The sequence below is a fragment of the Phaeobacter sp. QD34_24 genome, from assembly GCF_028890115.1.
Classification (GTDB): Bacteria; Pseudomonadota; Alphaproteobacteria; order Rhodobacterales; family Rhodobacteraceae; genus Phycobacter.
In genome coordinates, this window is record NZ_JARCJD010000018.1 from 35,570 (window position 1) to 60,413 (window position 24,844).

Consider the following 24,844-nt stretch of genomic DNA (forward strand, 5'->3'; position numbering starts at 1 on the left):
CATGCGCGATCTGTCCCGGCCCGCGGGCGGTATCCTGAGCTATTTCACCCGTCACCGCACGGCGGCGAACCTCCTGCTGGTGATCCTGCTGGTGCTGGGCGCTGCGGCGATCCCGAACATGCGGGCGCAGTTCTTCCCGGATGTGATCGTCGAGAATGTCACCGTGCGGGTGCAATGGGACGGCGCCGGGCCTGAGGATGTGGACAGCGCCATCGTGCAGGCGCTGGAGCCTGCCCTATTGGCGGTTGACGGGGTCGAGGAAAGCAGCGCGATCTCGCGGGAAGGGCTGGCGACCATCACGCTGGACTTCGAACCGGGCTGGGACATGTCGCGCGCCGCCGATGATGTGCAGACCGCCGTCAGCCTGGTCACCACCCTGCCGGAAGAATCCGAGGAACCGACTGTCAAACGCGGCGCCTGGCGGGATCGTGTGACGGACGTTGTGATCACCGGCGATATCGGCCCGGCGCAGCTGGGCCTGTTCGCAGATGAGCTGGTCGTGCGCCTGTTCGAGGTCGGCGTCACCCGCACCACCATTCGGGGCGTCGCCGCGCCCGAAACCATTGTCGAGGTGCCCTCGGCTTCGCTGATCACCCATGATGTCAGCATGTCCGAGATCGCCACGGCAATCGCGGCTGAAGTGACTGCCGATCCCGCAGGCGATGTGACGGGCGCCAATGCCCGCGTGCGCACCGGGCGCGAGAAACGCAGCCCCGATGAGATCGCCGGGATCGTGCTGCGCACCAATGCGGATGGATCTGTGCTGACCATCGGCGATGTTGCGCGGGTCCGGGTCGAAGGCGTGGACCGCGCGCGATCCTACTTCGTCGGCGACAGCCCGGCCATGTCGATCCGGGTGGACCGCTCGGACCAGGGCGATGCCATCGGCATTCAGCACACCGTGGAAAAGGTCGTTGGCGAATTGCAGCAGAGCCTGCCGCAGGGGGTCAGCGCCGACCTGATCCGCACCCGGGCAGAGGCGATCTCGGATCGTTTGAACATCCTGGTCGACAACGGTCTGATGGGGCTGGGCCTGGTGCTGATCCTGTTGTTCCTGTTCCTCAATGTGCGCATCGCCTTCTGGGTGGCGGCGGGCATTCCGGCGGCGATGTTTGCCGCCGTGGCGCTGATGTATGCGGCCGGGCTGACCATCAACATGGTCTCCCTCTTCGGGTTGATCATCACGCTGGGTATCGTGGTGGATGATGCCATCGTGGTGGGGGAGCACGCCGATTTCCGGGTGCGTCGCCTGGGCGAAACCCCGGTGCAGGCCGCCGAGAATGCCGCTCGACGCATGGCGATGCCGGTCTTTGCCGCGACCCTGACCACGATCATCGCATTCTTCGGATTGACGTTTATCGGCGGGCGGTTCGGCGATCTGATCCGCGACATCCCCTTTACGGTGATCGCGGTGCTGGCGGCCTCTTTGGTGGAGTGTTTCCTGATCCTGCCCAATCACATGGCCCATGCCCTGGCGCATGGACAGCAGCGGCATTGGTACGACTGGCCGAACCGGGCGGTGAACAGCGGTTTCCGCTGGCTGCGCGACACCCTGTTCCGCCCGCTGATGGCTCTGGTGGTGCGGGCGCGCTACGTGGTGCTGGCGGGGGCTGCGGTGATCCTGGCCAGCCAGTTGGCGCTGTTCATCGGCGGCGATGTGAAATGGCGCTTCTTCAACGCGCCGGAGCGCGGATCGGTCACCGGCAACTTTGCCATGGCCGAAGGCGCTACCCGCGAAGACACGCTGGCGATGATGCGCGAGATGCAGCGCGCCACCGAGGCTTTGGGGGCCGAATATGCCGAACGCTATGGCCGCAACCCGCTTGATTTCGTCATGGCCGAGGTCGGTGGCAATGCCGGGCGCGGCCTGTCCGGCGTCGATGCCAAGGACGAGGATCTCTTGGGCGGCATCTCGATCGAGTTGATCGACGCGGATCTGCGGCCCGAGTATTCCAGCTTTGCCTTTGTGGCCGAGTTGCAGGACCGGGTGGAACGCCACCCGATGGTCGAGACGATCTCCTTCCGGAGCTGGCGCTCGGGGCCGGGGGGCGATGCGCTGGATGTGCAGTTCTACGGCGCCGAGGTGCAGACCCTGAAAGCGGCCTCCGAGGATCTGAAGACCGCTGTCCTGCGGTTCCCCGAGGTCTCGGCGGTGGAGGACAACCTTGCCTATGACAAGGAAGAGCTGATCCTGGATCTGACCCCGCAGGGGCAGGCGCTGAACTTTACCATCGACAGCCTGGGCCGGGCCCTGCGCGCGCGGCTGAACGGCATCGAGGCGGCCACCTATCCGGAGGGGCCGCGCAGTGCCACCATCCGCGTGGAACTGCCGGAAGGCGAGCTGACGGCGGATTTCCTGGAACGTACCCTGATGCGGGCGCCGAACGGCAGCTACGTGCCCCTGGCCGATATCGTCTCGGTCAGCCAGCGCAGCGGCTTTTCCACCGTGCGGCGGGAAAACGGCATTCGGGTGATCAGCGTCACAGGCGACATTTCCGAGGACGACCCGGCGCGCGCCGAAGCGGTGATCAAGGCGCTGGAAGAAGAGATTCTGCCCAATATCGCCAGCGAACGGCAGGTCGAGTGGCGTCTGTCCGGTCTAAGCGAACAGGAAGACACCTTCCTGTCGGAGGCGGGCACCGGTCTGATCCTGTGCCTCACGGGCATCTACCTGGTGCTGGCCTGGATCTTTGCCAGCTGGACGCGGCCCCTGGTGGTGATGGCGATCATTCCCTTTGGCCTGGTGGGCACGATCTGGGGCCATTACATCTGGGAGGTGCCGCTCAGCATGTTCACGGTGGTGGGCCTTCTGGGCATGACCGGGATCATCATCAACGATTCCATCGTGCTGGTGACCACCATCGACGACTACGCCAAAGAGCGCGGGCTGGTGCCGTCGATCATCGACGGCGCGGCGGACCGGTTGCGGCCGGTGATGCTGACCACGCTGACCACGGTGCTGGGGCTGGCGCCCTTGATGTACGAAAGCTCGCAACAGGCGCAGTTCCTGAAACCGACGGTAATCACCCTGGTCTACGGGCTTGGCTTTGGCATGTTCCTGGTGCTGCTGGTGGTGCCTGCGCTGGTGGCCGTGCAGCGGGACGCCTCGCACCCGCTGGCCTCGCTGCGGCGGGCGCTGCGCTCACGCGGGCGGGCGCATACGCGGGGTCTGCGCGGGTTGATCGTGGGGTCTGGTCTGGCGCAGCTGGGCTGGCTGGCCGTGACGATGGGCTGGGCCATGGCAACAGGCGCCTTGCATCCGATGCTGCGCGGTGTGTTGTCGGGCGTCGCCCCCTCCCTTGCAGGGATGGATCCCATCAAGGCGGGGCTGGTCCTGTTCCTGATCGGATCGGCGGTGCTGGCGCTGGTGACCTATCTCGTGGGGGCGCTCATTCACGCCATGAGATCGCGCCAGCGGGACCGGGCCAGCAGGGCGACCTCGGCCACCTGATCGATCAGCTCCAGCCCGCTGGCAGAGAGGCTGTCGACGGCGACCCAATCGGCCTGCAAGGCATCGTCGTCGGGCGTCGGCGTGCCGGTCACGTAATCGCAGAGAACCGCCGTCAGCAGGTAGTGATGGGAAATACCCTCGGCTCCGCCCGCAGGGTCGGGCAGGATCACATCCACATTGGTGAGATATTCCAGCGGGCGGGCCTGCACGCCGGTTTCCTCGTGCAATTCACGCGCAGCGGCCTCCAGCGCGGTTTCGCCCCATTCCACATGGCCGCCGGGAAAACCCCACCAGCCCGCGCTGGGGGGATTGCGGCGCTGAACCAGGATGACGCTGTCACGGCCCGCAACGCGGCGGCACACGACCGCCAAGGCGCCCAAGACCGGGCGGCTCATCCGGCGTCACAGCCCTGGATATCGACCGCATGGTTTTGGCCCAGAACGGTGATGCGCAGGGTGGAGCGATCAATGGCCGCGGGGCTGTTCTGCGTGGCAGGCAGAAACTCGGTACTGGCAAGAAGGAAGCCGCCGCTGCGCCGGGCGCTGGTCTCTCCGGCCACCAGATGAGGGGTGCCGGGCTCGATCACGGCGAGCTCCTCTCCGCCGGCGCTGGGCATCTGGATGCGCGCCTCGACCTTCAGCCCGTAGCGGCCGGGGGTCAGCGAACAGGTGGCGGAGGTGACCCCCGCCTCGGCCGCCGAATAGGGGCGCGAGGCCAGAGCCGCCACAATGGCCGGGTTGCGCCGGGCCTCGGGCTGAAGCCGGTGGTCGAACTTCAATTCGGAGGGCACGCAGACATCCTTGCAGATGCCCAGTTCCATGCGCCCCTTGAGACGGACCGGTTTGCCGGGCTGTTTCGGTGTGATCTCGACCGGCAGAATGACCTGGTCGTGATAGCCGATGGTGCGGTACCCCGCAGACATGAAGACCTCGGGCGCGGGCCAGGTCATCTCGACCGCGCCGATATTGCGCGACCCCCGCCAGGAAAACCGCGGCGGAATGCCCGCATCGCCTGGCGTGCGCCAGTAGGTCTTCCAGCCCTCCGACAGGGTCAACCGCAGGGCCCCCATATAGGTGCCCCGGCTGGTGAGCCCGCCATCAAGGATTTCGATCTGCACAAGATCCGACGGCGCCAGCGCCTCTGTGGCCTCTGCGGCATGTCCCAAGGGCGCCAGCGCAAGGAGGGCGAGCAAGGTCGCAGCGGCGCGGCGCCTGCGTGGCGTGTTCAGGACGCGGCGGAGCAGGGGCGCGGCGCTGGAGGGCCGCTCAGGAGCGTGGGGAGGTTGCATGATCATCATAATACCATAGATGCGTATTCTATGAGTAAATGCCAAGTCACGAAGCGGTCAGAATGTGCCTGGCCGGGCTGCATCAATGTCGCAGGCGGGTCTTTGCCGAGCCGCGCCCTTGCACCAACTGGCCGCGGGTTGCATGCTGGCCCCATGCCGTTTGGGTCGAACCGGCCGGTCCGCACAGCACGCAGACAGAAAGACAAACGAAATGGATCTTACAGGTAAACTCTTGATCGCCATGCCCGGCATCGGCGATCCGCGGTTTGAACATTCGGTGGTGTTTCTGTGCTCGCACAGCGAGGAGGGCGCCATGGGGCTGATCGTGAACAAGACGGCGCCGGAGGTAAAACTGGGCAGCCTTTTGGAGCAGTTGGAGATCAAGGCGGACCCCGAAGCGGCGGCGCTGCCGGTGCGTTTCGGTGGCCCGGTGGAGACACAGCGGGGCTTTGTGCTGCACTCGGACGAGTATGAATCGCGGGTAAATTCGCTGGAAATACCCGGGGGATTCGCCATGACGGCGACGCTGGACATTCTGGAGGATATCGCCGAGGGGCGCGGTCCGGACAAACTGACGGTGATGCTGGGCTATGCGGGTTGGGGGCCGGGGCAGCTGGAGGGCGAGATCGTCGCCAATGGCTGGCTGACGGCTGAGGCCAGCGCGGAGCTGCTCTTTGACATGGCGGATCTGGACAAATGGGAAGCAGCACTCAGATCCCTGGGGGTTGATCCGGTATCCCTCTCAGCCAGTGCCGGGACCGCCTGATTGGGCAGGGAGGTCGACCGCAAAGGGCGCGCTCCCGCGCCTTGCCGCGCCCATCACAGATGGGCGGGCACGCCTTGGGCCTGGCGCCGCGCTGATGCGCGGCGCGGTTGCGTTTCTGGGCGGCCCGCTGCCTGATCGCTACCGGATCACCGGCCTTCGCGCACAGTGGCCAGCTTTGCGGCGGCGCAGCCAAAGGTCGCCTGAAGGCACCTGTCAGGGGCGGATGTAGGAGAAGCCCTGCTCCTGCAATTCCACCAGGCGGACAACGCCGGAAGGTACGATCGACGCCTCATCCATGAGGGCAACCTCCTTGCCGGCCTTCTCACTCATCTTGCGGTGGGTGTTGCCGCAGGCGGAGAAGGAGAGCTGATCGATTTCCAGGCTCATGGCGGAAATGCGATCCGCGACGGGGCTTTTGCCTGGGATCAGCATGTTGAGGCCGGGGCCATAGGCAACCACTTCGACCACGGCAGTATCGCCCTGGGACATGTAGTAGTTCGTCAGGTTCTGCACGTTGTTCAGCGCCATGTTCATGACCTTGGGGTCGTTCTGGTTCACGTGAACCGCGACGTGATGGATCTTTCCCTCGGCCAGGGCCTCGCCTGTCCAGCCCGCGCCAAGTCCGGCTGCTAGGACCGCAGCCGCCAGTAGATGTTTCATGATGTTCCTCCCTATAGTGAAGTTAGGGTAGTCCGGTTCTGGCTTCATGCATAGAGACTGACGAATATGTGAATGCATTCTTCGGGGCAGGCTCTAAGGGCTGCCCTCGCCTGTGCCGCAACCGCGCCGCGCGCCCGCGCGGCGCCGGGCCCAACCCTGAGGGGCATATCTCATATGTCCCGAAAGGGGCGGGAGCAGCCCGATCTGGAATGGAGTGCCGTCAGTCCCGTGGGGCCGCGGCCCGGCGCAGGCGGTCGTTGATCGCAACACCCAGCCCGCGATCGGGGACAGGGGCCACGGCGATCGGCTGGCTCAGGGCGTCCAGCCGGTGCAGGTGATCAAAGAGATTTGCCGCTGCTTCGGACAGGTCTCCGGTTTCCGAGAGGTTGAGATCGCAGGTCATGGGGCCAAAGCCCAGCAGGACTTCTCCCTCCAGGGCCGACTGCGCCTCAAGCCGGACGCGGGCCTTTGGCGCATAATGCGACAGGAGCTGCCCCGGCGCTGTCAAGGGGTCGGCTGCATTGCGCTGCGCAAGGGGCTGGCCGATAACCGCTTCGATCTCCTCTGCCGCCAGACCGCCGGGCCGCAGCAGGACAGGTTCCGGTCCGGCCAGGCCGAGAATGGTCGATTCCACCCCGACACCGCAGGGTCCATCATCCACCACGGCAGCGATCCTGCCCTTCAGACCGGCCAGCACATGGGCTGCGGTTGTGGGGCTGATGCGACCGGAGGGGTTGGCAGAGGGCGCCGCCACCGGTCCGCCCACATGGGCAAGCAGGCGCAGGGCGGTGGGATGGGCGGGCACCCGTACCGCCAGGGTCTCAAGCCCCGCCGTCACGAGGCTGGAAACGCCATGGCCCGCGCGCAGGGGCAGCACCAGGGTCAGCGGGCCGGGCCAGAAGGCCGCTGCCAGCCGCTCGGCCATATCGCTCCATTGCACCAACTCTTGCGCCGTCGCGACCGAGTGCACATGGGCAATCAGAGGATTGAAGCTGGGGCGCCCCTTGGCCGCATAGACCGCCGCCACAGCCGTGCCATTGCGCGCATCGGCGCCAAGGCCATAGACGGTCTCGGTCGGGAAGGACACCAATTGCCCCGCCTTCAACAGCTCGGCGGCATGGATCAGATCCTGATCCGAGGGGCCGAGGATTTCCGTGATTTGGCTGCACATGGCGGGTGACGCGGCGTTTTGGTTGATTCAAAAGGGCGAGTGGATAGGTAATCCAACAGGCCGCGAGATATAAGGGGCCTCGTATGTGTTGCCAAGTCTGGGTTAAGACTGTTGCGCAGATGAGAGCACCCAAGAGGACCCCAAGAGGACGCCAATGACCTTCCGTTCCCCCGTTAGCGAGTATGAATTCCTGCTCAACCATATCATCGGTTTCGACCGGGTCGCCGCGACCGAGCGGTTTAGCGAGGCCTCGGACGACATGGTCTCTGCCATCCTGAACGAGGCGGGCAAGATGTGCGACGAGGTGATGGCGCCGCTGCAACGGCCGGGCGATCTCAACCCGGCCTATCTGGAGAACGGTGTCCTGCGCACCTCGCCCGGCTTTGCCGAGGGCTGGAACGCCATCGCCGAGGGCGGCTGGATCGGCATGAGCGCGCCGCAGGAACATGGCGGCATGGGGTTGCCGATGACCTTGACCTCGGCGGTCAACGAAATGATGTCGGGGGCCTGCCTGTCGCTGCAGCTGGCGCCCTTGATGAGCCAGGGCCAGATCGAGGCGCTGGATCACCACGCTTCGGACGCGCTGAAGGAGCTCTACCTGCCGAAACTGATTTCGGGCGAGTGGACCGGCACCATGAACCTGACCGAGCCGCAGGCCGGATCGGATGTGGGGGCGCTCAGCTCCAAGGCGGAACCCAATGGCGATGGTACCTATGCGGTCAGCGGCCAGAAGATCTTCATCACCTGGGGCGACAATGATTTCGCCGGGAACATCTGCCACCTGGTGCTGGCACGGCTGCCCGACGGCGCGCCGGGCACCAAGGGGATTTCACTGTTCCTGGTGCCCAAGTATCTGCCGGATGAGAATGGCGCGCCCGGCAAGGCCAACAGTCTCAAGGTGGTCAGTCTCGAACATAAGCTGGGCATCCACGGCAGCCCCACCTGCGTGATGCAATATGACGGTGCCACCGGCTGGCTGGTGGGCAAGGAACATGGCGGCATGGCGGCCATGTTCACCATGATGAACAATGCCCGTCTTGGTGTCGGCGGGCAGGGCGTCGGCGTCGCCGAGGCGGCCTATCAGCAGGCGCTGGCCTATGCGACAGAGCGCAAGCAGGGCAAGACGCCCTCGGGGACCATCGCCGATCATGCCGATGTGCGCCGGATGCTGATGGAGATGAAGGCGGATGTCTTTGCCTCCCGCGCGATCCTGCTGTCCTGCGCCCAGGCCATCGACATGGCTGCGGCGACACAGGAGCCTGAGTGCGCCGCCCGCGCCGCTTTCCTGACGCCGATCGCCAAGGCCTTTGGCACCGATACCGGGATCCGGGTCGCCGAAACCGGGGTGCAGGTGCATGGCGGCATGGGCTTCATCGAGGAAACCGGCGCGGCGCAGTTCTGCCGCGACGTGCGGGTGACCTCGATCTACGAGGGCACCAATGGCATCCAGGCCATGGATCTGGTGGCGCGCAAGATGATGGATGGCGGCGAGATGGCCAACCGCCTGATGGACGAGATCGAAGAGCAGGCCGAACGCGCCCGCCAGGTCTATCCCAATATGGCCGAAGCCGTCTGGCAGGCCTGCGAAAGCCTGCGCGAGGCGACCGACTGGCTGGTGGCGCAGGAGGATCTGCAGAACCGCTTTGCCGGGGCGGTGCCCTACTTGCGCGCCTTTGCCCGGGTGCTGGGCGGTCATTTCCACCTGATGGCGGCGATGGCCGATCAGGGCGGCGCGCGCGAAAAACTGGCACGCTTCTACATCAAGCGGATGCTGCCCGAGCATGCAGGTCTGCTGCAACACGCACAGGAAGGCATCGAAGGTGTCATGGCGCTCACGCTTGAAGAGTTGGCAAACTGATGGCCTCGGTTCCCGAAGTCGGCCCGCGCACCCCCTGGGAAGAGCCGCCCGCATTGGGTGAGGCGATCGAAGTGGCCGAGGGTGTCCTGTGGATGCGCCAGCCGCTGCCGATGAAGCTGGATCACGTCAATGTCTACGCCTTCGACGAGGGCGACAGCTGGACGGTGGTGGATACCGGTTTCAACATGAAGAAAAGCCGCGGGATCTGGGAAAGCCTGATGGCCGGTCCCTTGAAGGGCAAGCCGATTTCGCGCGTGGTGGCGACCCATCATCATCCCGATCACATCGGTCTGGCGGGCTGGTTCCAGTCGCAATACGGCGCGGAGCTGGTCACCACCCGCACCGCCTGGCTGTTCGCCCGCATGCTGACCCTGGACGTGCAGGAAACCTGGCCCGAGGAAACCCTCGCCTATTACCGCAGCGCAGGCATGGATCAGGAGATCTACGACCAGCGCGTCGCCGAGCGGCCCTTCAACTTTGCCGATACGGTCTATCCGATGCCACTGGGCTTTACCCGGATCAAGCAGGACGATGTCTTCCGCATGGGCGGGCGCGATTGGGACGTGCATATGGGCAATGGCCACTCGCCCGAACATGCCACCTTCTGGAGCCGCGACGACAATCTGGTGATCACCGGCGATCAGATCCTGTCCTCGATCAGCCCCAATATCGGTGTCTATGCCACCGAACCGATGGCCGATCCCCTGGGGGAATGGCTGGAGGCCTGCGAACGGCTGGCGCCGCTGGCGCGTCACGACCATCTGGCGCTGGGCGGGCACAAGCTGCCGTTCTCGCGCCTGCCGCTGCGCATGCGCCAGCTGATTGACAACCACCATGGCGCGCTGGAGCGCTTGATGGATCACCTCGACACGCCGCGAACCGCCGCCGAATGTTTTGCGCCGCTGTTCAAGCGGAAAATCGGCGCGGGCGAATACGGGCTTGCGCTGGTCGAGGCGGTGGCCCATGTCAACCATCTCTACCACACGGGCCAGGTGAGCCGTGACCAGCGCGAGGATGGCGCCTGGCTTTATCAGCGTAAGGGCTAGGCCCAGAAAAGGCGGGCATTGATGGAACGCAAGATCCACAGCAGCATCGAGACCAGCGCCGAGATGGCCGAGGCGGCGGTCCTGCCGCAGGTGCATGAGGTCCATTGCGACCCGGGGCCAGGACAGAGCAGCCCGAAACTGCCCAAGGCGATGCAGCAACCGGCCGATGCGAAAAGCCCCGCCCGCTGGGCCTATGAGCGGATCATCCTCTATATCAAGAACTTCGAGGAGCAGCTCGACAGCGAACAGGAAGTCGCCATGGGCTTTGCCGGCGGCGAGGCCGGTGTCATGCGGATCGAAGGTATGGGCTATTTCGACCCCGATATCGTGACCTTCTACGGTTCGGACAGCGCGGGCACCCGCACCCAGCTGGTGCAGCATGTGACGCAGCTGAACGTGATGCTGCGCGCCCTGCCCAAGGCACGCCCCGAAACCCCGGCCACCCGCATCGGGTTCCGGCTGGCCCGGGATCTGGAAGAGCACCGCGATCCGGAAGAGGGGCGCGATTCGCAAGGCTGAGCCCAGCCTGCCACGGCACCGGATCTCGGTCTTGTGCCCGCCTTTTGTCAGGCTCATACCAAGGCGATTGCATGGCAAATGCGCCGCAGGGGCGATGATTTTCGCAGGGATGCGCCCGATTGACGTCGTGACAGGGCGCATGAAATCCAGTATCCACGGGCAAAACATACGCGAATAGGACATCGACACATGGCTGAGCACAAACACGGTTCCATGGATACCACCGTTCAGGAACAGACCTACTCCGGCTTCATCACCTTCACGGTCCGCTTCTGCATCTTCCTCGCAATCTTTGCGGTCTTCCTGGCCGTTTTTGCGACCTGATCCAGGGTAGTTTCATGCGTAAGTCGGTGCTGCGTCTGGCGTGTCTCGCGTCAGTCGCGGGAAGTAGCATGATGTTGGCTGGCTGCTCTGAGCAGCCCCAGCCCAATGCCGACGAGGCGACCCTTCAGCGGGTCGCCTATAGCCATCCTGCTCCGCCTTCGTTGACCCTTTATACGATGGTGAACAATCGCACCGGGGCGGGCGGGCATACATCCTTGATGGTCAATGCCTCCGAGCGGGTGATCTTTGATCCCGCCGGATCCTTCTATGCCGATGTCGTGCCCGAGCGGAACGACGTGCTTTACGGGATCACCCCGGCGGTGGAGCGGGCCTATCGCGGGTCTCACGCGCGCAGCACCCACCATGTGATGGTGCAGGAAATCCCGGTGACGGCAGAGCAGGCCCAGCTGGCCTACAATCTGGTGGTCAGCAATGGCCGGGTGCCCGGTGCCTATTGCGCCAATGCGACCGCCTCGGTCCTGAAGAAGATCCCCGGCTTCGAGGATATTCAGGTCACCTTCTACCCGGTGAAACTGGCCGATCAGATCGCCCGGTTGCCCGGCGTGGAAACCAACCGCTACTATGAGAACGACAGCGCCGACCTGCAGGTGGGCCTTGCGCGCAACAATGCGATCCTGAACGGCGGTTAGATCAGCCGCTGAAATAAAGCAGCAGAACGAAGGACGCCGCTCCGGTGCCCATCGCCAGGAGCACGTGTTTGGTGAAATACCCCACTGCCAATGTGATCGCTGCCACCGCCACATGGGGCAGGCTGGGCGTACCGCCCGTCGGCGCGGGCCAGGCCACCAGCGGGGTGACCAGCGCCGGGATGATGGCCACGGCGGTATAGCGCAGGTGTCGCATCAGCCAGTCCGGCATGGCACGACCGCCGACCAGACCGATAAAGGCAAAGCGCAGCAGGTAGCTGCCCACGGCCAGCCCGATGATGACGGTCCACAGCGTTATAGGGTCCAGGGTGTTCATGCGCGGTTCTCTTTCAGGCGTCGTTCCAGCCACAACTCGGCCTGAGCGCCAGCCATCATGCCCGCAAGGCCCGCAACGATCAGGCCCAGGTTATAGGGCAGGGCGGCGGCGGGCAGGGCGGTCACCACGGCGACGAAACAGGCTGCCAGATGGGCAGGCGTGCGCAGCATCGGCCCGATCATCGCGAGAAAGGCCAAGGGCAGCACGAAATCCAGTCCCCAGCTTTCAGGCACCTGCGCGCCGATCAGGGCGCCGATGATCGTGGCCACCATCCAGCCCGGCGCCACCAGCCCGTTGGTGCCAAAGAAATAGGCCATGCGCTCGGGCACGGACATCTCCGGTTCGCTCTCGAATTTCACGATCGACAGGGCATAGGATTGATCCACCGTGAAATAGGCGGCAATGGCGCGCTGCCAGAGCGGCGCCGCGCCCAGATAGGGCGTGAGCGAGGCCGAATACATCGCCACCCGCAGGTTCACCGCCAGCGCCGAAATCAGCACGATGAGAATCGGTGCATTCTCCTGCATCAGCTGCAGGGCGGTAAATTGGGCCGATCCGGCAAAGACCGCCAGCGAGAAGGTCAGTGCCTCAGGGACAATCAGTCCCGCTTCGGCTGCCAGCACCCCGAACAATAGCCCAAAAGGTCCCGACACCAGGACAAAAGGCGCGCCATCGCGCAGACCTCTCCAAAAGGCTGATTTCACTGTGGTGGTCGCCATGTGCCCGTCCTAACTTGTGGCCGTCCTGAAGTGCGCCGCACCAATGGGCTGCCGCACAGGCCTATGGGGGATCGGGGAGGTTTGCAATTGGCAAAAGCCAAAGAACACGAAGACTATATCATCGCGCCTGCGCCGCAGAACGCGCGGCTGACCCGTGCCGTGACCGGCGTTGACCACACCGGCGCCACCAGCGAGATTTCCGTGGTCGAGGAGCGCCCGCTCACCATCTACCTGAACCGGCAGGAAATCGTCACCGCGATGACCATCGGGGATTATCCGGAATACCTGGCGCTCGGCTTTCTGCGCAATCAGGGCATGCTGCGTGACGACGATGTGATCACCCGCGTCGATTTCGATGAAGAGCTGGAAACCGTGGTGGTGCGCACCGAGGTGGAGACCTCCTACGAGGAAAAGCTGCAGAAGAAGACCCGCACCTCGGGCTGCGCTGTGGGCACCGTCTTTGGCGACATGATGGAGGGGCTGGAGGATGTGCGCCTGCCCGCCACCCCCGTGCGTACCTCCTGGCTTTATGCGCTGGCGCATAAGATCAACCGCACCCCGTCGCTCTATCTGGAGGCAGGCGCGATCCACGGCACGGTGCTGTGTCACCAGGATCGCCCGCTGGTCTATATGGAGGACGTGGGCCGCCACAACGCGGTGGACAAGATCGCGGGCTGGATGCTGTCCACCGGCAGCGATCCGTCGGACAAGATCCTCTACACCACCGGGCGGCTGACCTCGGAGATGGTGATCAAGACGGCGATGATGGGCATTCCGGTGTTGGTCTCCCGCTCGGGCTTTACCGCCTGGGGGGTAGAGATCGCCCGCGAGCTGGGCCTCACCCTCATTGGCCGGATGCGCGGCCAGCGGTTCATCTGCCTGTCTGGCGAGGACAGGCTGGAGCGTGACGTGGATCCCGCAGCGATGCCGCAGGAAGACAAAAAACATCGCAGGAAGAGCGCGGGATGAGTGCAACGACAGGGCAGGGACCGTCCGCGGGCGGAAGCGAAGCGCCCGCCCATGGGGGGCGGACGGGCGCTGCCCGGCCTGTCGTCCGAACAAGATGGAAGAGGACACCGGCATGACCAAACCCCTCGGCGTGATCCTTGCTGGCGGTCTGGCCACCCGTATGGGCGGTGGTGACAAGGGGCTCTTGCACATCGGCGGGCATAGCCTTCTGTCCCGCGTGATCGATCGGCTGTCGCCGCAGGTGGCGGGCGTCGCGCTCAATGCCAATGGCGACCCGGACCGCTTTGCCGATCTCGGTCTGCCGGTGGTGGCCGACAGCATCGAAGGCTTTGCCGGGCCACTGGCGGGCGTGTTGGCCGGGCTCGACTGGGCCGCCGAACAAGGCGCCGAAGCCATCGTGACCGCCGCCGCCGATACGCCCTTCTTTCCGACCGATCTGGTGGAGCGGCTGGTCGCGGCCTCGGCGGGGCAGGCGTATCCGCTGGTGCTGGCGACCACGCCGCGCACCGGGGAGGAGCTGAAATCCGGCGGGCGCAGCCGCGTCAATCGCCACCCCACATTCGGCCTTTGGCCGGTGGCGCTGCGCGATGATCTGCGCGCGGCGCTCAATGACGGTCTGCGCAAGGTTGTCTTGTGGACCGATGCCCACGGCGGGCGCGAGGCGCTGTTTGACGCCGACCCTTTTGATCCCTTTTTCAACGTGAACACGCCCGAGGATCTGGCGCGTGCGGAAAGATTGCTGACATGAAGATTTACGGAGTGACCGGCTGGAAGAACGCCGGAAAAACAGGCCTGATGGAGCGCCTGGTGGCCGAATTCTGTGCCCGCGGCCTGACGGTTTCCACCCTGAAACATGCCCATCACAGCACCGAGGTGGACCGGCCCGGCACCGACAGTCACCGCCACCGCGAAGCGGGTGCCTCGGAGGTGCTCTTGGCCTCGCCCAACCGGGTTGCGATCATGCAGGAGCTGCGCGGCGCGCCGGAACCTTCGTTCACCGAGCTCTTGTCCCGGATGCGCCCCGTCGATCTGGTGCTGGTCGAAGGCTTCAAGCGCGAGCCGCACCCCAAGATCGAAGCCTATCGCACCAGTGCGGGCAACCCGCTGATCGCTCCCGGTGATCCTACGATCCGGGCTGTGGCCGCTGATATCTCCCTTGATCTGGACCGGCCTGTCTTCGACCTGGATGACACAGGCGCGATTGCCGATTTCATCGCCGGTGAACTGGGCTTGTGACGGGGTTTGATACCTTCGCGATGGTGGATTGGTCCGGCGGCAACGATACCGGAGCCGCCCCGGGCAAGGATGCCATCTGGGCCTGTGCGGCCAATTCCGGGGGCGCTGACGACCCTCGGTATTTTCGCAACCGCCAGCTGGTCGAGGACTGGCTGTGCGATCGTATCGAAACTGCACTGCATCTCAACGAGCGGCTCTGCCTGGGCTTTGATTTCCCCTTTGCCTATCCGGCGGGCTTTGCCAAGGCCCTGACCGGGCAGACGGATCCGCTGGCCCTGTGGGACTGGTTCGAGGCGCGGATCGAGGATGCGCCGGGGGCCAACAACCGCTTTGATATCGCAGGTGAGATCAATCGCCGCTTTGGCGGGCAGGGGCCGTTCTGGGGCAATGGGCTGAAGCACGACATAGACGGGCTGCCGCGCACCAAGCGCAGCTACCGAAACCCCTTTGCCGAGCGGCGCCGGGTGGAACAGGTGACACGGGGAACCTCCACCTGCTGGCAGATGTCCGGGGCCGGATCCGTGGGTGGCCAGGTGATGATGGGGCTGCCTGTCCTGGCCCGTCTGCGCCGCCGCTTTGCGGGCCATGTCGCTGCCTGGCCTTTCGAGCCTTTGGACAGCCCCGTGGCCCTGGTCGAGATCTGGCCATCCCTGACGGTTTCAAAGGCGCCGGATCATTGGATCAAGGATGCCTGGCAGGTGCAGCAGGTGGCACTGGAACTCGCCCGCCGCCCTGTGGCAGAACTGAACCGGATGCTTGATGTCACAGCGCCCGAAGAGGGCTGGATCCTGGGAGTGGAGCCGATATGACCTTGAAACCGCCCCCCTTGCGGGATGATTGCTTCGCCCTGCCGGCCGGGGTGCAGTGGACCCCTGTGGACGAGGCGCTGTCCCTGCTGCGCGAGCGGTTGCAGCCGGTCACCGGCGAAGAGATCCTGTCGCTGGATCAGGCGGTGGGCCGGGTACTGGCACAGGATGTGGTGGCGCGGCGTTCGAACCCGCCGCAACCCAATACGGCCGTCGATGGCTACGGATTTGCCGGCCCCGTGCCCGAGGGCGCCCAGGTGATGGACCTCGTGGATGGCCGGGCCGCCGCGGGCGTGCCCTATGCGGGGGCGGTTCCTGCAGGCCAGGCGATCCGTATCCTGACTGGCGCCGCCCTGCCCGAAGGGGTCGATACGGTGATCCTGGAAGAAGATGTCACCAGCGACGGGCGGCAGGTCGCCTTTCATGGTCCTTTGAAGCAGGGCGCCAACACCCGCCGCGCTGGCGAGGATGTGGCGGCGGGCGATGTAATCCTGCCTGCGGGCCGGGTGGTGACACCGGCCGATCTGGCTCTGGCGGCCGCGACGGGCCTTGCGGAGTTGCCTCTGCGCAAGGCGTTGCGTGTCGGCGTTCTTTCCACCGGGGACGAGCTGCGCGAGGCGGGGGAGGCCGCCGGGCTGGGTCAGATCTATGATGCCAACCGCCCCATGCTCTTGGCGCTGCTGGGGCAGATGGGGGTGGTGCCGGTCGATCTGGGGCGTGTCGGCGATGATCGCGCCGCTCTGCGGGCCCGCCTGGATGCGGCCTCGGATCAGGCTGATCTGATCCTCACCAGTGGCGGCGCCTCGGCGGGGGATGAGGATCATGTCTCGGCGCTGCTGCGCGAGGCGGGCGCCATGCAGGAGTGGCGTATCGCCCTGAAGCCCGGTCGCCCGCTGGCGCTGGGGCTGTGGCAGGGGGTGCCGGTCTTCGGCCTGCCGGGCAATCCGGTCGCGGCGCTGGTCTGCACGCTGATCTTTGCGCGCCCCGCCATGGGGCTGCTGGCGGGCGCCGGATGGCAGGAACCGCAAGGTTTCGAGGTGCCTGCGGGTTTTGAGAAGCGCAAGAAACCGGGGCGGCGGGAGTACCTGCGTGCCCGGATTCGCGATGGCCGCGCGGAGGTGTTCAAATCCGAAGGTTCCGGACGGATCAGCGGTCTCAGTTGGGCCGAGGGGCTGGTGGAGATCGGCGATGGGGCGGCCCATATCCGGCCCGATGATCCGGTGCGCTTCCTCCCCTATGGCAGTTTTGCCCTCTAGAGAGCGGTGTCCGTTTGGCGGGGCGCTCCCGCCCGTTCAGTTTCATTGCAGGCAATGATCTTCACGGTTGGGCCGGGCGCCCTGCGGTGCAGGGCGTGGGACGGTTGCAGCCGCGCCGCGCATCGCGCGGCGCCGGGCCCAACGGGAGAGCGGCAATCACCTGATTGCTGCGATCCGGGCGGGAGCCTGCCGATTGTCGGCAAGACGCCTATGTCGGCGATTGCGGTGAAAAGGTTCAGTCGAAGGTGCCCGCGACACGGCCCACCAGCATGAAGGCGCGGGCGGTGCGGGTGTCGCCAAGGGCCGAGATCTCGCTATCGCTGGCCTCGCTCTCGAATTCGGTGAACATCTGGTCAAAGCGGCGCAGGAAGTGATGCGCCGCATCGCGGAAAATCGGGTCCTGCTTCATTCGGGCCGCCGTCAGCGCCAGCGAGGTCCGGTCCCGGATGCCGCCAAGGGCCGCCACTGCCCGGCCACGGGCGCCCTGCGCGAACTGGCGCCAGATCTCGGGGCGGGCCATGTCGGGGCGCAGGTCATCCATGTAGATGCCGTCCTGGCTGAGCAGGGTCAGCACGTCCTGCGCGGCCTGAATGACCTGGGCCGCCTTGCGATCCCTGAGCGCGGCGCGCAGGGCGGAGAACCCTTCTTCGTCCTCGGCGGTTTCCGGGAAATTGAGCGCGCGGATGAATTGGTCCAAGGCCAGCGGCGGGCTCATCTCGTCCGAGGGCGTGCCAAGCGCCAGCGTGCCCTGATCGGCGGCGGCCATCTGAGCGGCTTCGGCGGGGATCGCCGGGCGCGGGGCGCTGCGGCGGCTGCTCTGGAAGGTGGCCAGCGCGCTTTCGGTCTTGCGCGTCGCCTCGGCGATTTCCTCAAGCTTCTTGGCCACCGAGGGCTCTGCCACCGCCGAGGCCTGTTGCGCGTGGGTCAGGTAGCTGTGGCGCAACCCGTCGATGGCCGAGTGCAGGCGCTGGGTCTCGGCGCGGATGATCCGCACCGAGCGCAGCAGCATGGCCCCCACCCACACAAGAGCCACCGGCAGGACCACCGCCAGCGCGCCCAGCACCCAGTTGGTCCAGGCGGCGATGCCCGCGCCATCTTGCGGGATCAGCAGGTAGGCCGCCAGTGCAGCCAGAAGCCACAGCACCGCCAGCAGGATGGCGATCGTCTCGGCGCCGCCAAGGGCCGGGGGCGCCGATTGCTCCAGCGTGCCAAAAGACTGGCCGGTGGCGGGTTTCTTGCTGGGATCCTGTGCGGTCATGGCGGGCAGGGGCTCCCTTGTCAGGAATAGACGATACTCAAAATCTCATAGGCACGCTCTCCGCCGGGAGTGCGCACCTCCACACTGTCGCCTTCGTCCTTGCCGATCAAGGCCCGGGCAATGGGGGATTTGATATTCAGGAGGCCTGCCTCGATATTGGCCTCATGTTCGCCCACGATCTGCCAGGTCTTCTCCTCGTCGGTGTCCTCGTCCACCACGGTGACCTTGGCGCCGAATTTCACCGCTCCCGACAGTTTCGCGGGGTCGATCACATCGGCAAGGCTGATGATCCCTTCCAACTCCTTGATGCGACCCTCGATGAAGGACTGTTTCTCGCGCGCCGAATGGTATTCGGCATTCTCCGACAGGTCGCCCAGTTCACGGGCTTCGGCGATGGCCTGGATGATGGCCGGGCGTTCGACGGATTTCAGGTTTTTCAATTCCGCTTCGAGGGCCTGAAAGCCCCTGGGCGTCATCGGGATCTTTTCCATGGTCTGGTCCGCTTTCGTCTGGTCGTTCGTTGTTTATGGTTCTTGTCTTTTGAACGTCGCAGCCCCGCCGCTGGTGCGACGGGGCATCGGCTCGTGCTGGCAATTACCTGACCCAATCGCGGGACCAAATGCAAGAGGGACCAGGGGCAGCGGGCGATGTTTTGCTGCCTGCACCGAGACTTGACGCCTGATTCAGCGCTTCGGCAGGCGCCGGTGCGGCAGCGTGTCCGGCACCAGGACATGGGTTTCGATCCGCCAGAAACGGGCTTCCTCGTGCCCTTTTACGCGGGCTGTGGGCGCGCGCCACGCGTCCAGGTCCATCAACTCAATCATATTGAACAAGCTCATATTCCACTCCTTCATTGTCCAGGAAATAGAAGCGCCGACCGGGTTCGTAATCGGCGTGGTTGATCGGGGTGAAGCCCGCCTCCTTCACCGCCTCCTCGGCACGGTCCAGATCATCGACGGTCAGTGCCAGGTGGTTGAGCGCGCCCTTGTTGGCGTAGCGGGGCAGCGGCTCTTTCAGATCCTCGGGGGGGGAATAGAGCGCCATGTAGCTGTCCTTGGATCCGACGTGGACCGCATAGCCGCCATGGATCGCGGGGCCCTCCCAGCGGATGTGCCAGCCAAATACCTTTTCCATCCAGGCGGCAGTGGCATGGGGGTCGGCGACGCAGACGTTGGCGTGTTCAAGAATGGCGGTCATGTCGAATCTCCTTTGCTATCCAGTGATCCCGGTGTAATTTCTAAACCTAACTTTAGATCAAGCTATTTTTTGCAACCGGCAGGAGGGATCCCAAATGGCAAAATCGGCGGGTGTTTCGATTGGCTACCTGGCAGAGCGCACCGGGCTCGCCGTTTCCGCCATCCGTTACTACGAGGCGCAGGGGTTGGTGGAACCCTGGCGCAACGCAGGCGGGCAGCGGCGGTTTCATCGCTCCGACCTGAGACGGCTCAGCTTCGTGATGATCGCGCAGCAGTTCGGGTTCTCCCTTCCCGACATCCGCGGCTTTCTCAAAAGCCTGCCGGGGGGGCGCACACCCACGCAGGAAGACTGGGCAGCGATTTCCACCGAGTTTCGCGATCATCTGGACCGCAGAATCGAAACGCTGATGAAGCTGCGCGACAATTTGGACGGCTGTATCGGCTGTGGTTGCCTGTCCCTGCCCCGGTGCGCGCTCTATAATCCACAGGACAAGGCGGCAGAAAAGGGCTCTGGGCCGCGCTACCTGATGGGAGACAGGCCGGAAGCGGGGCCGGAAGCGGGGCCAGAGGTGGAAAATGAGGGGTGAACCCTGGAAACGGGCACAATTTGCACTGAAAATCCCGTTCTTGGCGGACGTAACGCAGAGTATCCATTGACCTTGCCTTCCTGCAGCCGCTAAGCAACCGCGAAAGAAAATTGCGCCCAGGACCCTCTGTCCACCAGGGACAGACAAAAACGATAGCCAAGGAGCACATATCTATGGCCGAGATTGAACGCGAAGCGATGGAATACGACGTTGTGATCGTCGGGGCCGGCCCTGCTGGCCTGTCGGCGGCGATCCGTCTGAAACAGCTGGACAGCGACCTGGATGTCGTGGTGCTGGAAAAGGGTTCCGAAGTGGGCGCCCATATCCTGTCCGGTGCCGTGCTTGATCCCTGTGGCCTGGATGCGCTGATCCCGGACTGGAAGGACAAGGGCGCACCGTTGAACGTGGCCGTCGAGGAAGACAACTTCTACATGCTGGGCGAGGCGGGCGAGGTCCGTATCCCCAACTTCCCGATGCCACCCCTGATGAACAACCACGGCAACTACATCGTCTCGATGGGCAATGTCTGCCGCTGGATGGCCGAACAGGCCGAAGAGCTGGGCGTCGAAATCTTCCCGGGCATGGCCTGTTCCGAGCTGGTCTACGGCGACAAGGGCGAAGTCAAGGGCGTGGTCGCCGGTGTCTTTGGCCTGGAAGCCGACGGTTCCTATGGCCCCAACACCGAGCCGGGCATGGAGCTGCACGGCAAGTATGTCTTCCTGTCGGAAGGCGTGCGCGGGTCGCTGTCGAAAGAGGTGATCGCCAAATACGGCCTGTCTGACGGCAAGGATCCGCAGAAATACGGCGTCGGCATGAAAGAGATCTGGGAGATCGATCCGGCCAAGCACAAGCAAGGCACCGTCACTCACACCATGGGCTGGCCGCTGAACTCCAATGCGGGCGGTGGTTCCTTCATCTATCACCTGGACAACAACCAAGTTTACGTCGGTTTCGTGGTTCACCTGAACTACAAGAATCCGCATCTCTACCCCTACATGGAGTTCCAGCGCTTCAAGCATCACCCGATGGTGGCCGAGCTCTTGAAGGGCGGCAAGCGCGTCGCCTATGGCGCCCGTGCCATCACCGAGGGCGGCTACCAGTCGCTGCCGAAACTGACCTTCCCTGGCGGCGCTCTGCTGGGGTGTTCCGCAGGCATGGTCAACGTGCCGCGCATCAAGGGCAACCACAATGCCATGCTCTCGGGCAAGGCAGCCGCCGAAGCCGCCTATGAGATGATCAAGGCCGAGACCACCGATCAGGAACTGACCGCCTATGAGGCCGAGGTGCGCAATGGCGCCATCGGCAAGGACCTGAAGATGGTGCGCAACGTCAAGCCGATGTGGTCGAAGTGGGGCCTCACCGCCTCGCTGATGCTCGGTGGCTTGGACATGTGGACCAACAACATCCTGGGCCTGTCCCTGTTTGGCACCCTGAGCCATGGCAAGAATGACGCCGAGGCGACCGAAGAGGCCAGCAAGCACAAGCCGATCGATTACCCGAAACCCGATGGCACCCTGTCGTTTGATCGTCTGACCAACGTGTCCTTTGCGATGACCAACCACGAGGAAAGCCAGCCCTGCCACCTGCGTCTTGGCAATGCGGATACGCCGATCTCGGTCAACCTGCCCAAGTTCGACGAACCGGCGCAGCGCTATTGCCCGGCCGGCGTCTACGAGGTGGTGGAAAAGGACGGCAAGCCCGAGTTCGTGGTGAACTTCCAGAACTGCGTGCATTGCAAGACCTGCGATATCAAGGACCCGAGCCAGAACATCACCTGGACCACGCCGCAGGGCGGTGACGGGCCGAATTACCCGAACATGTAAGCCGGGATGGGGACAACCCGGTCATGGATGCGGGAATAGGCTCCATTCTGCTTGGAAATAACGTAAAATTGGGGCGCCCTGACGGGCGCCCCATTGCGTGTCGGGACCCTGCGGACTAGCTTTGTTCTCAACAACACGCCTTTTGCTACCAAATACTCTTGGGGAGATCCCGGTGCCGGTTCACACTCTTCGTTCCCTGTCCTCCACAGCGCTGGTCGCGCTTGCGGTGACGCTGACCTCCCCATTGGCCCTTGCGGCACCGCTCAAGGCGGACGGTCTGGCCGGCGCCTATCTTGCCGGGCGCGCTGCCACTTATGACAGCGATTTTTCGGCCCAGGCGGAGTATTATACCCGCGCCCTGGTGCGCGATCCGCAGAACCCGGTGCTGATGGAGAATGTTGTCTTTGCCCAGCTGGTGCAGGGGCATATGAAACAAGCCATTCCGGTGGCGCAGCGGCTCTGGCAGATGGAGCTGCGCAGCCAGGCCGCCAATATGGTCATGGTCGGGGATTTCGCCCAGCGGGGCGCTTTTGTCGATATCCTGGCGCGGGATCTGGCGATCCGCGACATCCACCCGCTGGTGGATGGGCTGCTGAACGCCTGGGCGCATATGGGAGAGGGCGCGGTCTCGGCGGCGATGCAGAGCTTTGATGCCTTGGCCGAGGATCAGAACCTGCGCCCCTATGTGCACTATCATCAGGCGCTCGCCCTGGCCTCTGTCGGGGATTACAAGGGCGCCGAGGAGATGTTCGCGGCCAATGATGGCCAACTGACCCGGCTGTCGCGGCAATCGGTTCTGGCGCGGTTGCAGATCCTGTCGCAACTGGGAGAGAACGCAAGGGCGCTGGAGGTCTTGAACGATGCCTTCGGCACCGCCTTCGATCCCGCCCTGGCCGATATCCGCGCCCGGTTGGAAGCCGGAGATCCCCTCGGCTTTACCATGGCGGCCACTCCGGTGGAGGGGATTGCCGAGGTGTTTTTCACCATGGGATCCGCGCTCAACGGTCAGCAGCCGGGGGATTATGTGCTGATGTATGCCCGCATGGCGGCGGCGCTGAATCCGGCCCATGTGGATGCGGTACTGCTTTCGGCGGAGCTGCTGGATGATCTGGGGCGTTTCCCGCTGTCGATTGCTACCTACAAGCAGGTGCCGCGGGATCATCCCGACTACTATGCTGCGGAAATGGGCCGGGCCGAGGCGCTGCGCCGCTCGGCCAAGCCGGATGCCGCCGCAGAGGTGCTGACCCAGCTGACCGACAGCTACCCTGACCTGCCGCAGGTTCATGTCAGCCTCGGCGATCTGCTGCGTCAGGAAGAGGATTATGCAGGCGCCGTTGCCGCCTATGACAAGGCCCTGTCGCTGACGCCCGAGGCGGCCAGCAGCCGCTGGTTCCTCTATTATGCGCGCGGCATCTCGCATGAACGGCTGGATCTCTGGGACAAGGCCGAAGCGGATTTCCGCGCCTCTCTCGCGCTGCAGCCGGATCGCCCGCAGGTGTTGAACTATCTCGGCTATTCCCTGGTGGAAAAGCGCAAGAACCTGGATGAGGCCCTCGACATGATCGAGCGCGCCGTCGCGGCGCGGCCCGACTCCGGCTATATCGTCGATTCGCTGGGCTGGGTCCTCTACCGTCTGGGCCGCTACGACGAGGCCGTCGGCCATATGGAGCGCGCGGTGGAGCTGATGCCGGTGGATCCGGTGGTCAACGATCACCTGGGCGATGTCTTCTGGGCAGTGGGGCGCAAGCGGGAGGCGGAATTCCAGTGGAAACGTGCCCTGTCCTTCATCCGCTCGGGCGAAGGCGATGGTGAGGCCGATCCCGACCGGATCCGCCGCAAGCTGGAAGTCGGGCTGGATCAGGTGCTGCATGAAGAAGGCGCCGAGCCCTTGAAGGTGGCCAATGGCGGTTGAGGCTTTCGCCCCGGCCAAGATCAACCTCACTCTGCATGTGACCGGCCAGCGCGCCGATGGCTACCACCTGCTCGATTCCCTGGTGGGGTTCTGCGATCTGGGCGATGTGATCCGCGTTCGCCCTGCCGATGATCTGTCGTTGAAGGTCACCGGGCCGCGGGCCGCAGGCGTGCCGACGGATGGAACGAACCTGGTGCTGCGCGCGGCCGAACTGATACGGCCTGCGGGCCAAGGCGCGGAGATCACCCTGGAAAAGCACCTGCCTGCCGCAGCCGGAATCGGCGGTGGCTCGTCCGATGCGGCAGCGGCCCTGCGGGCGCTGGCGCAGCTTTGGCGGGTGGAATTGCCAGGGCAGGAGGCGCTCTTGTCCCTTGGCGCCGACGTGCCCGTCTGCATGACGCCCGGAGCCTGGCGCATGCAGGGAATTGGCGAGGAGCTGACCCGGCTGCCCGCTTTGCCGCCTTGCGAGATCCTTCTGGTCAATCCGGGCGTGTCGGTTGCCACCCCGTCGGTGTTTCGAGGGCTGACCAGCCGACAGAATGACCCCATGCCGCAGGTCTTGCCGCGCTGGAGGGATGCGGCGGAATTGGCGGGCTGGCTGTCGATGCAGCGCAACGATTTACAGGCGCCTGCGATTTCGGCGCAGCCGGTGATCGCGACGGTGCTGCAGGCCTTGCAGGCAAGCAAAGCCCTGTTTTCAGCCATGTCCGGCTCCGGTGCCACCTGCTTTGCGCTCTATGATGCCGAGAGTGGACAGGCTGGGCGGGCAGCAGAGGCCATTCGCGCCGCCTATCCAGACTGGTGGGTGATGTCTGGTCTGGTGTTGTCGCAATGAAAGCGGTGGCCCTCCCGTGCCTTTGGCGCAGCATCGAAGATGCAGCACAAAGCCTTGGGCCAGGCAGCGCGCCTGCGGCGCGCTGTTTTGGAGTGTGCTGAGAGGCACCTGAGGAACAGGTCTGCTCCTTAGGTGCCCGTTCGAGGGTAAACCCCCATGGATCGCCTCAAGGGCAAGCCG

Annotated in this window: 26 protein-coding genes; 16 read left to right on the plus strand and 10 right to left on the minus strand. The window is 64.7% G+C overall.

Annotated features, from left to right (window positions below):
• Position 1 precedes the first annotated feature (1 nt).
• Positions 2–3,451, plus strand: coding sequence for an efflux RND transporter permease subunit (locus PXK07_RS14675; protein ID WP_274849085.1), 3,450 nt, complete (start codon positions 2–4; stop codon positions 3,449–3,451).
• Here the strand turns inward: PXK07_RS14675 and PXK07_RS14680 are convergent.
• Positions 3,394–3,846 carry an NUDIX hydrolase gene (locus PXK07_RS14680; RefSeq protein ID WP_274849086.1) on the minus strand — a complete coding sequence of 151 codons (453 nt, stop codon included), beginning with the start codon at positions 3,844–3,846 and terminating at the stop codon, positions 3,394–3,396. The two genes, PXK07_RS14675 and PXK07_RS14680, sit on opposite strands and share 58 nt — an antisense overlap.
• Positions 3,843–4,742, minus strand: coding sequence for a protein-disulfide reductase DsbD domain-containing protein (locus PXK07_RS14685; RefSeq protein WP_446728384.1), 900 nt, complete (start codon positions 4,740–4,742; stop codon positions 3,843–3,845). Before PXK07_RS14685 ends, PXK07_RS14680 begins: the two co-directional genes overlap by 4 nt.
• A 139-nt stretch (positions 4,743–4,881) precedes the next feature.
• Between PXK07_RS14685 and PXK07_RS14690 the strand changes: the two genes are divergently transcribed.
• Complete coding sequence (locus PXK07_RS14690) at positions 4,882–5,505, plus strand: YqgE/AlgH family protein (protein WP_274849088.1); 624 nt, start codon at positions 4,882–4,884, stop codon at positions 5,503–5,505.
• A gap of 213 nt (positions 5,506–5,718) precedes the next feature.
• On the opposite strand, the gene PXK07_RS14695 is transcribed toward PXK07_RS14690, so the two are convergent.
• Both PXK07_RS14695 and PXK07_RS14700 read right to left on the minus strand, forming a co-directional pair.
• The gene (locus PXK07_RS14695) at positions 5,719–6,165 is read right to left on the minus strand and encodes a DsrE family protein (RefSeq protein ID WP_274849089.1); all 447 of its coding nucleotides are present in this window, start codon (positions 6,163–6,165) and stop codon (positions 5,719–5,721) included.
• A 220-nt stretch (positions 6,166–6,385) separates the two neighbouring features.
• Complete coding sequence (locus tag PXK07_RS14700; protein ID WP_274849090.1) at positions 6,386–7,336, minus strand: L-threonylcarbamoyladenylate synthase; 951 nt, start codon at positions 7,334–7,336, stop codon at positions 6,386–6,388.
• A gap of 154 nt (positions 7,337–7,490) precedes the next feature.
• Between PXK07_RS14700 and PXK07_RS14705 the strand changes: the two genes are divergently transcribed.
• The 5 genes from PXK07_RS14705 to PXK07_RS14725 all read left to right on the plus strand — a co-directional run bounded on the left by PXK07_RS14705 (position 7,491) and on the right by PXK07_RS14725 (position 11,733).
• Complete coding sequence (locus tag PXK07_RS14705; protein WP_274849091.1) at positions 7,491–9,194, plus strand: acyl-CoA dehydrogenase; 1,704 nt, start codon at positions 7,491–7,493, stop codon at positions 9,192–9,194.
• Positions 9,194–10,240: an MBL fold metallo-hydrolase gene (locus PXK07_RS14710; RefSeq protein ID WP_274849092.1), complete on the plus strand. Its 1,047-nt coding sequence runs from the start codon at positions 9,194–9,196 to the stop codon at positions 10,238–10,240. The genes PXK07_RS14705 and PXK07_RS14710 overlap by 1 nt, the downstream gene beginning before the upstream one ends.
• A gap of 21 nt (positions 10,241–10,261) precedes the next feature.
• On the plus strand, positions 10,262–10,759 hold the full coding sequence (locus PXK07_RS14715) for a DUF6173 family protein (RefSeq protein ID WP_446728383.1): 498 nt from the start codon (positions 10,262–10,264) through the stop codon (positions 10,757–10,759).
• Positions 10,760–10,948: 189 nt separating this feature from the next.
• Positions 10,949–11,083, plus strand: a complete 135-nt coding sequence (locus PXK07_RS14720) for an aa3-type cytochrome c oxidase subunit IV (RefSeq protein WP_274849093.1) — start codon at positions 10,949–10,951, stop codon at positions 11,081–11,083.
• Positions 11,084–11,151: 68 nt separating this feature from the next.
• On the plus strand, positions 11,152–11,733 hold the full coding sequence (locus PXK07_RS14725; RefSeq protein ID WP_342455878.1) for a hypothetical protein: 582 nt from the start codon (positions 11,152–11,154) through the stop codon (positions 11,731–11,733).
• Position 11,734: 1 nt separating this feature from the next.
• On the opposite strand, the gene PXK07_RS14730 is transcribed toward PXK07_RS14725, so the two are convergent.
• On the minus strand, positions 11,735–12,067 hold the full coding sequence (locus PXK07_RS14730) for an AzlD domain-containing protein (protein WP_274849095.1): 333 nt from the start codon (positions 12,065–12,067) through the stop codon (positions 11,735–11,737).
• Positions 12,064–12,786: an AzlC family ABC transporter permease gene (locus PXK07_RS14735; RefSeq protein ID WP_274849096.1), complete on the minus strand. Its 723-nt coding sequence runs from the start codon at positions 12,784–12,786 to the stop codon at positions 12,064–12,066. The genes PXK07_RS14730 and PXK07_RS14735 overlap by 4 nt, the downstream gene beginning before the upstream one ends.
• Before the next feature lie 63 nt (positions 12,787–12,849).
• On the opposite strand from PXK07_RS14735, the gene PXK07_RS14740 reads away from it, so the two are divergent.
• The 5 genes from PXK07_RS14740 to PXK07_RS14760 all read left to right on the plus strand — a co-directional run bounded on the left by PXK07_RS14740 (position 12,850) and on the right by PXK07_RS14760 (position 17,053).
• The gene (locus tag PXK07_RS14740; RefSeq protein WP_274849097.1) at positions 12,850–13,755 is read left to right on the plus strand and encodes a formate dehydrogenase accessory sulfurtransferase FdhD; all 906 of its coding nucleotides are present in this window, start codon (positions 12,850–12,852) and stop codon (positions 13,753–13,755) included.
• A 112-nt stretch (positions 13,756–13,867) separates the two neighbouring features.
• Positions 13,868–14,503, plus strand: coding sequence for a molybdenum cofactor guanylyltransferase MobA (gene mobA, locus PXK07_RS14745; RefSeq protein ID WP_274849098.1), 636 nt, complete (start codon positions 13,868–13,870; stop codon positions 14,501–14,503).
• Positions 14,500–14,991, plus strand: coding sequence for a molybdopterin-guanine dinucleotide biosynthesis protein B (gene mobB, locus PXK07_RS14750; protein WP_274849099.1), 492 nt, complete (start codon positions 14,500–14,502; stop codon positions 14,989–14,991). Before mobA ends, mobB begins: the two co-directional genes overlap by 4 nt.
• Positions 14,988–15,800 (plus strand): molybdopterin guanine dinucleotide synthesis, encoded by an 813-nt coding sequence (locus PXK07_RS14755; protein ID WP_274849100.1) that lies wholly within the window; start codon positions 14,988–14,990, stop codon positions 15,798–15,800. The genes mobB and PXK07_RS14755 overlap by 4 nt, the downstream gene beginning before the upstream one ends.
• Positions 15,797–17,053 carry a molybdopterin-binding protein gene (locus PXK07_RS14760; RefSeq protein WP_274849101.1) on the plus strand — a complete coding sequence of 419 codons (1,257 nt, stop codon included), beginning with the start codon at positions 15,797–15,799 and terminating at the stop codon, positions 17,051–17,053. The genes PXK07_RS14755 and PXK07_RS14760 overlap by 4 nt, the downstream gene beginning before the upstream one ends.
• 235 nt (positions 17,054–17,288) lie before the next feature.
• Here PXK07_RS14760 and PXK07_RS14765 read toward each other — a convergent pair whose 3' ends face one another.
• The 4 genes from PXK07_RS14765 to PXK07_RS14780 form a co-directional block, all read right to left on the minus strand.
• On the minus strand, positions 17,289–18,311 hold the full coding sequence (locus PXK07_RS14765) for a hypothetical protein (RefSeq protein ID WP_274849102.1): 1,023 nt from the start codon (positions 18,309–18,311) through the stop codon (positions 17,289–17,291).
• Between the two features lie 20 nt (positions 18,312–18,331).
• On the minus strand, positions 18,332–18,802 hold the full coding sequence (gene greA / locus PXK07_RS14770) for a transcription elongation factor GreA (RefSeq protein ID WP_274849103.1): 471 nt from the start codon (positions 18,800–18,802) through the stop codon (positions 18,332–18,334).
• 192 nt (positions 18,803–18,994) lie between these two features.
• Positions 18,995–19,150: a hypothetical protein gene (locus PXK07_RS14775; RefSeq protein ID WP_274849104.1), complete on the minus strand. Its 156-nt coding sequence runs from the start codon at positions 19,148–19,150 to the stop codon at positions 18,995–18,997.
• A complete protein-coding gene (locus tag PXK07_RS14780) occupies positions 19,128–19,508 on the minus strand; it encodes a VOC family protein (RefSeq protein ID WP_274849105.1) in 381 nt (126 codons plus the stop codon). The genes PXK07_RS14775 and PXK07_RS14780 overlap by 23 nt, the downstream gene beginning before the upstream one ends.
• 94 nt (positions 19,509–19,602) lie before the next feature.
• Between PXK07_RS14780 and soxR the strand changes: the two genes are divergently transcribed.
• The 4 genes from soxR to PXK07_RS14800 all read left to right on the plus strand — a co-directional run bounded on the left by soxR (position 19,603) and on the right by PXK07_RS14800 (position 24,664).
• Positions 19,603–20,094, plus strand: a complete 492-nt coding sequence (soxR, locus tag PXK07_RS14785; RefSeq protein ID WP_274849106.1) for a redox-sensitive transcriptional activator SoxR — start codon at positions 19,603–19,605, stop codon at positions 20,092–20,094.
• Between the two features lie 173 nt (positions 20,095–20,267).
• The gene (locus tag PXK07_RS14790) at positions 20,268–21,917 is read left to right on the plus strand and encodes an electron transfer flavoprotein-ubiquinone oxidoreductase (RefSeq protein ID WP_274849107.1); all 1,650 of its coding nucleotides are present in this window, start codon (positions 20,268–20,270) and stop codon (positions 21,915–21,917) included.
• Between the two features lie 172 nt (positions 21,918–22,089).
• The gene (locus PXK07_RS14795; RefSeq protein WP_274849108.1) at positions 22,090–23,829 is read left to right on the plus strand and encodes a tetratricopeptide repeat protein; all 1,740 of its coding nucleotides are present in this window, start codon (positions 22,090–22,092) and stop codon (positions 23,827–23,829) included.
• Complete coding sequence (locus PXK07_RS14800; protein WP_274849109.1) at positions 23,819–24,664, plus strand: 4-(cytidine 5'-diphospho)-2-C-methyl-D-erythritol kinase; 846 nt, start codon at positions 23,819–23,821, stop codon at positions 24,662–24,664. The genes PXK07_RS14795 and PXK07_RS14800 overlap by 11 nt, the downstream gene beginning before the upstream one ends.
• Positions 24,665–24,844: the final 180 nt, after the last annotated feature.

What these genes read in the sequence shown, in the direction of transcription:
- PXK07_RS14675 (WP_274849085.1), top strand. Translation starts at nt 2, where the DNA reads ATGCGCGATCTGTCCCGGCCCGCGGGCGGTATCCTGAGCTATTTCACC.
- PXK07_RS14680 (WP_274849086.1), bottom strand. Translation starts at nt 3,846, where the DNA reads ATGAGCCGCCCGGTCTTGGGCGCCTTGGCGGTCGTGTGCCGCCGCGTT.
- PXK07_RS14690 (WP_274849088.1), top strand. Translation starts at nt 4,882, where the DNA reads ATGCTGGCCCCATGCCGTTTGGGTCGAACCGGCCGGTCCGCACAGCAC.
- PXK07_RS14695 (WP_274849089.1), bottom strand. Translation starts at nt 6,165, where the DNA reads ATGAAACATCTACTGGCGGCTGCGGTCCTAGCAGCCGGACTTGGCGCG.
- PXK07_RS14700 (WP_274849090.1), bottom strand. Translation starts at nt 7,336, where the DNA reads ATGTGCAGCCAAATCACGGAAATCCTCGGCCCCTCGGATCAGGATCTG.
- PXK07_RS14705 (WP_274849091.1), top strand. Translation starts at nt 7,491, where the DNA reads ATGACCTTCCGTTCCCCCGTTAGCGAGTATGAATTCCTGCTCAACCAT.
- PXK07_RS14710 (WP_274849092.1), top strand. Translation starts at nt 9,194, where the DNA reads ATGGCCTCGGTTCCCGAAGTCGGCCCGCGCACCCCCTGGGAAGAGCCG.
- PXK07_RS14715 (WP_446728383.1), top strand. Translation starts at nt 10,262, where the DNA reads ATGGAACGCAAGATCCACAGCAGCATCGAGACCAGCGCCGAGATGGCC.
- PXK07_RS14720 (WP_274849093.1), top strand. Translation starts at nt 10,949, where the DNA reads ATGGCTGAGCACAAACACGGTTCCATGGATACCACCGTTCAGGAACAG.
- PXK07_RS14725 (WP_342455878.1), top strand. Translation starts at nt 11,152, where the DNA reads ATGATGTTGGCTGGCTGCTCTGAGCAGCCCCAGCCCAATGCCGACGAG.
- PXK07_RS14730 (WP_274849095.1), bottom strand. Translation starts at nt 12,067, where the DNA reads ATGAACACCCTGGACCCTATAACGCTGTGGACCGTCATCATCGGGCTG.
- PXK07_RS14735 (WP_274849096.1), bottom strand. Translation starts at nt 12,786, where the DNA reads ATGGCGACCACCACAGTGAAATCAGCCTTTTGGAGAGGTCTGCGCGAT.
- PXK07_RS14740 (WP_274849097.1), top strand. Translation starts at nt 12,850, where the DNA reads ATGGGGGATCGGGGAGGTTTGCAATTGGCAAAAGCCAAAGAACACGAA.
- mobA (WP_274849098.1), top strand. Translation starts at nt 13,868, where the DNA reads ATGACCAAACCCCTCGGCGTGATCCTTGCTGGCGGTCTGGCCACCCGT.
- mobB (WP_274849099.1), top strand. Translation starts at nt 14,500, where the DNA reads ATGAAGATTTACGGAGTGACCGGCTGGAAGAACGCCGGAAAAACAGGC.
- PXK07_RS14760 (WP_274849101.1), top strand. Translation starts at nt 15,797, where the DNA reads ATGACCTTGAAACCGCCCCCCTTGCGGGATGATTGCTTCGCCCTGCCG.
- PXK07_RS14765 (WP_274849102.1), bottom strand. Translation starts at nt 18,311, where the DNA reads ATGACCGCACAGGATCCCAGCAAGAAACCCGCCACCGGCCAGTCTTTT.
- greA (WP_274849103.1), bottom strand. Translation starts at nt 18,802, where the DNA reads ATGGAAAAGATCCCGATGACGCCCAGGGGCTTTCAGGCCCTCGAAGCG.
- PXK07_RS14775 (WP_274849104.1), bottom strand. Translation starts at nt 19,150, where the DNA reads ATGAGCTTGTTCAATATGATTGAGTTGATGGACCTGGACGCGTGGCGC.
- PXK07_RS14780 (WP_274849105.1), bottom strand. Translation starts at nt 19,508, where the DNA reads ATGACCGCCATTCTTGAACACGCCAACGTCTGCGTCGCCGACCCCCAT.
- soxR (WP_274849106.1), top strand. Translation starts at nt 19,603, where the DNA reads ATGGCAAAATCGGCGGGTGTTTCGATTGGCTACCTGGCAGAGCGCACC.
- PXK07_RS14790 (WP_274849107.1), top strand. Translation starts at nt 20,268, where the DNA reads ATGGCCGAGATTGAACGCGAAGCGATGGAATACGACGTTGTGATCGTC.
- PXK07_RS14800 (WP_274849109.1), top strand. Translation starts at nt 23,819, where the DNA reads ATGGCGGTTGAGGCTTTCGCCCCGGCCAAGATCAACCTCACTCTGCAT.